Annotated in this window: 5 protein-coding genes and 1 pseudogene; 2 read left to right on the plus strand and 4 right to left on the minus strand. The window is 76.4% G+C overall.

Features of this window, described 5'->3' with window-relative positions:
• The coding region (locus EBN88_RS28895) for a YeeE/YedE thiosulfate transporter family protein (RefSeq protein WP_158621581.1) at positions 1 to 815 on the minus strand (815 nt) is incomplete at its 3' end.
• 203 nt (positions 816 to 1,018) lie between these two features.
• On the opposite strand from EBN88_RS28895, the gene EBN88_RS28900 reads away from it, so the two are divergent.
• On the plus strand, positions 1,019 to 1,483 hold the full coding sequence (locus tag EBN88_RS28900) for a DnaJ family domain-containing protein (protein ID WP_122399961.1): 465 nt from the start codon (positions 1,019 to 1,021) through the stop codon (positions 1,481 to 1,483).
• Here the strand turns inward: EBN88_RS28900 and EBN88_RS28905 are convergent.
• The gene (locus EBN88_RS28905) at positions 1,469 to 1,831 is read right to left on the minus strand and encodes a MerR family transcriptional regulator (RefSeq protein ID WP_122399962.1); all 363 of its coding nucleotides are present in this window, start codon (positions 1,829 to 1,831) and stop codon (positions 1,469 to 1,471) included. The genes EBN88_RS28900 and EBN88_RS28905 overlap by 15 nt on opposite strands.
• Positions 1,832 to 1,907: 76 nt before the next feature.
• Here EBN88_RS28905 and EBN88_RS28910 point away from each other — a divergent pair, with 76 nt between their 5' ends.
• Complete coding sequence (locus EBN88_RS28910; RefSeq protein ID WP_122399963.1) at positions 1,908 to 2,525, plus strand: RBBP9/YdeN family alpha/beta hydrolase; 618 nt, start codon at positions 1,908 to 1,910, stop codon at positions 2,523 to 2,525.
• On the opposite strand, the gene EBN88_RS28915 is transcribed toward EBN88_RS28910, so the two are convergent.
• Both EBN88_RS28915 and EBN88_RS30985 read right to left on the minus strand, forming a co-directional pair.
• Positions 2,497 to 3,492, minus strand: coding sequence for a hypothetical protein (locus EBN88_RS28915; protein ID WP_147472899.1), 996 nt, complete (start codon positions 3,490 to 3,492; stop codon positions 2,497 to 2,499). The genes EBN88_RS28910 and EBN88_RS28915 overlap by 29 nt on opposite strands.
• Positions 3,482 to 4,111 (minus strand): annotated as a pseudogene (locus tag EBN88_RS30985) (hypothetical protein); the annotation flags it as partial. The gene EBN88_RS28915 and the pseudogene EBN88_RS30985, both read right to left, overlap by 11 nt.

Below are 4,111 nucleotides of genomic sequence, written 5' to 3' on the forward strand. Positions count from 1 at the left end.
CCGGCCGCCAGCGGCCAGGAGCCGCGCAGCGCGCGCCGGGCCACGCCCCGCGCGGTGGGCACCGCGCCGGTGGGCGGCGGGGTGCGGCGCCGCTGGACGAGGCGGGTCAGGCCGTAGATCGCGGCCAGCGCCAGGACGGTGATGCCCCAGGAGCCGAACCAGCCGACGTGGTCGGAGAGGACCACCGGGTCGAGCGCCGGCAGGTCGTTCCAGAGGTCGAACTGCCAGGCGGCGAGCGTCGATCCGAGGATGAACCCGCCCAGCGTCAGCACGACCGAGGTCTGGCCGCTGCCCACGGCGAAGAGCGTGCCGGAGGCGCAGGCGCCGCCGAGCTGCATCCCGATGGCGAAGACGAACGCGCCGACCAGCAGGCCGACACCCAACGAGCCGGCGGAGGGCGCGGGTTCGGAGCCGAAGAGGCCGGTGCCGGTGCCGATGATCAGCGCGAAGAGGGTGGCGGTCGTGCCGAGCAGCAGGGTGTGGGCGCGCAGCCCGGCGCCGTTGCCGACGGCTATCAGCTGCCGCCAGGCGGAGGTGAAGCCGAACCGCGAGTGGAACAGCGCGAAGCCGAGGCCCAGGCCGAGCAGGAGCAGGACGCCCGGCTTGGCGCCGTGTCGGGCGAAGACATAGGCGTCGAGCGCGGCGCCGATCAGCAGCGCGCCGGCCAGCGGGCCGCGCCGCACCGGCGGCGCCTCGGGCGCCTCGGGCGGCGGCACCCGGGTGGGCGCCGGCGCCAGCCAGGAGACGGCCGGCTTCGCCGACCCGCGAGCCGGGGACGACTCGGACGGCGAGGGGGGAGGTGACACGGTGGTCATGGGTGAACTCCAACGGAACGAACGGGCCCGGGGACGAGGGGGAAGGGACCGCCCTCACGGGGCGCGGCCACAGCGGCCGGGCCTGGGGGAGGGGAGCGGAATCCGTCAGCGGCGACAGAGGCCGTCGTCGACACAGCAGGCCGAGCCCGCGAAGAGCGCGAGGCAGAGGAGGCGGCCTGGTGCGAACACGCGCGCCATCCTAAATGTCCCTCCTGCCCGGTGGTACCCCGGGGGCACCGGAACGGGGAGTCGGGTCTCAACAACCCGAACACCCCCGACAGCCAGGCCCACCGGAGGAGCGCGGCGCGTTCCGCGATCTGCCGGGCGCCGGCAAGCCGCTGCCGCACGCCTCCCAGCCCTATGACGAGCTGTGGTGGGTGCGCGGGAAGATGGCCAGGGAGAACCTCTCGGCCCTGCCGCCCAGCCTGGTGCTGCGCAAGGAGGCCGAGGACGCGCACGCGGCGGCGCTGGCCGCGCCCACCGAGCGGGCGGTGCGGCGGATTCTCGCGGAGATCAACGAGCGGATCAGGCGGGGCCTGCGCGGCCCGCTGGAGGGCCCGCCGCTCAACCTGGCGCCCTTCGACGAGGAGGCCGTCGTCGCCGAGTGGCGGGCGGCCGTCGCGGCCCGGCTGCGCGAGAACGGGTCGCCCCGGTCACGAGAGGGCTGACCGGCCCGAGGCGAGTGCGGCCAACCGCCGCCGGGTCTCGGCGAGTTCGGCCTGTTGGGCCTCGATGCGCCGGGCGAGGGCGTCCAGCTCGGCCCGCAGCCCCGGGCACATCTCCAGCGAGACGCCGTGGTCGCCGGAGCGGGCGCAGTCCAGGTACCGCCGGATGGTCGCGGTGCCAAGACCCGCGGAGATCATCGCCCTGATCCGGGCCACCCGCGCGACATCGTCCGGGGCGTAGTGCCGGTACCCGTTCCCGTCGCGCGCCGGGACGAGCAGGCCCCGGTCCTCGTAGTGGCGCAGCGCACGCGCGCTCACGCCGGCCAGCTCCGCGAGTTCGCCGATCCGCACCGCCGCTTCTCCCTCTCGTCCCTGAGACCCGTCGACTTGACCTTCACGCTGGCGTGAGGGCATACCGTCCGACGGCATGACATCGGGAACAACCCTGCGGCGCGCCTCGATCATCCATGGCTATGGCGCGAGCCCCGAGGACCACTGGTTCGGTTGGCTGGCCGAGCGGTTGAGGGCGGACGGCGTGCCGACCTCCGTCCCGGCCCTTCCCGACCCGGACGCCCCGGACCCGGCGCGGTGGGCCGAGGCCCTGCGGGCCGAGGTCGGCGTCCCCGACGCGCGCGCGGTCGTGGTCGCGCACAGCCTGGGCTGCCTGGCCGTGCTGCGGCACCTGCGGTCGCTCCCCGGCCCCTGGCGCCTGGGCGCCCTGGTGCTGGTCTCCGGCTTCGTGGACCGGCTGCCCGCGCTCCCGGAGTTGGACCCCTTCGTCGGGGACGGCGAGGAGGTGGCGGGACTCGCCGAGCGCGTGGACCGCCTCACGGTGCTGCGGTCCGACGCCGATCTCCTGGTGCCGCCCGGCCACACCGACCGCCTGGCGCGGCGGTTGGGCACCTCCGCCCGGGTGGTTCCCGGGGCGGGCCACTTCCTCGCCTCCGACGGCGTGACCTCGCTGCCCGAGGCGTACGAGGCCGTCGTCGCGTCGGGGCCGTCGCGCCGTGAGGGCCTCAGCGCCGCAGGTGCGCCGGGCAGCTGACCGGCTGGCCCACGGGCGCCCCGAACTCCTCCAGCGCCCGCGCGTAGTCCTCGCCCGTGCCCCGCACCCGCTCGGCGCTGAACTCCGGGCCAGGGCCGCACCCTTGGGGCGAGAACCAGACCACCGGGTAGTCGGCGGCGTCCCTGCGGGGCGCGGTGATCTCGAACGGGGCGCCGCCGGGCCCGTCGATGCGGGTGGTGTGGGCGGCGCCGGCCACCTCGTACTCGACGCGGTAGGTCCAGCGGCAGTGGCCCTGGTCCGCGTGTGCGGTGATGCGGAACGCGACGGACTCGTTGCGGTCCAGCGTGACGTGTTGGGCGGTCGGGCCGGTGAAGTAGGGGCCGGTGTCCTCGCCGGTGTCGGTCGAGCCGTGCAGGCGGGCGTTGGGCTGGTCGATGTCGACCTGGAGCTGCACCACCGGGCCGCCGCCCTCGGGCGCGGTCAGCAGCAGCGGGCCGGTCAGCGGCTCGCCGCAGCGGCCGTTCTCCAGCTCGGGCACGATGTCGGTGATCCGCACCTGCTGCTGGGCCCGGCCCTCCAGGGTGATGATCCACGAGCCCCAGCCCACGTCGATCAGGTCCAACTCCTGCGGCCAGTACGGGTCTTCGAGGGCCGCGTCGATCTCGGAGACGGTGGCGTCCCGCGCCATCCAGGTGCCGATCTCCCGCTCGGAGCGCACGGTGACCACGTCGATCGCCTCGCCGGGGGCGACCCGGTCGGGCACCCGGTCCAGCGGCAGCAGCGCCCCCAGGGTGGAGCCCAACACGTCCTGGAACGTCGTGGTGGCGACCACCAGCACCACGGCGAGCAGCCAGTTGAGGGGCGAGTTGACCATCCGGCGCAGCCGCGAGGGCTCCGGCTCGGGCGCCGGCCGGCGCGCGCCCCGGCGCACGCTGCTCCGGGTCAGCGCCCGCCCGGGGCGCACCCGGGGGCGCCGAGCGCCGCCCGGCCTGCGGTCAGTCGACATCGGCGCGCTCCCTCGCACGCTCCACCGGCCGGGCGTTCGCGGAGACGGCGACGGAGCCGCCCGCCCGGTGCCGTTCCCACGCCAGCAGCGCGGCGCCGGGCAGCCAGCCCCACAGCAGCGCGAACCTGACCGCCTCCAGCAGCGTCGTGCCCGGCGGGCTCCCGCCGTCCAGCGCCGTCAGCCACAGGTGGTCCACCACCGACGCCACGGCGGCGGCCACCGTGGTCGCCGCCCAGCCCAGCGCCACCACCGCGCCCGCGCCGGCCGGCCTCGGCCGCCAGCGCAGCCGGTACACCAGCCAGCCCAGCAGCACCAGGAAGACCAGCGCCACCGTGAGCGTCGCCAGCCAGGCGGCCGGCCGCTCCCGGTCCAGCGGGCGCAGCCGCAGCGCCGGGTAGAGCGCCCCCGACCAGCGCTCGGCGAACGAGGGCGGCGACCGGTCGTAGAACGCCGGGTCGACGAACGGGCCGTCGGACGCGAAGGGTTCGACCGCGCCGTGGCCCAGCACCCGGCCGCCGGCCAGCGCCAGCAGCAGCATCGGCCCGACCGCGACCAGCGCCGCGTCCCGCCGCTCGCGCCGGCCCGGCGGCGGCAGCGGCCCGGCCAGCCCGCGCGCGGG

It is taken from the genome of Streptomyces triticirhizae (assembly GCF_003696235.1).
Lineage (GTDB): Bacteria > Actinomycetota > Actinomycetes > Streptomycetales > Streptomycetaceae > Streptomyces > Streptomyces triticirhizae.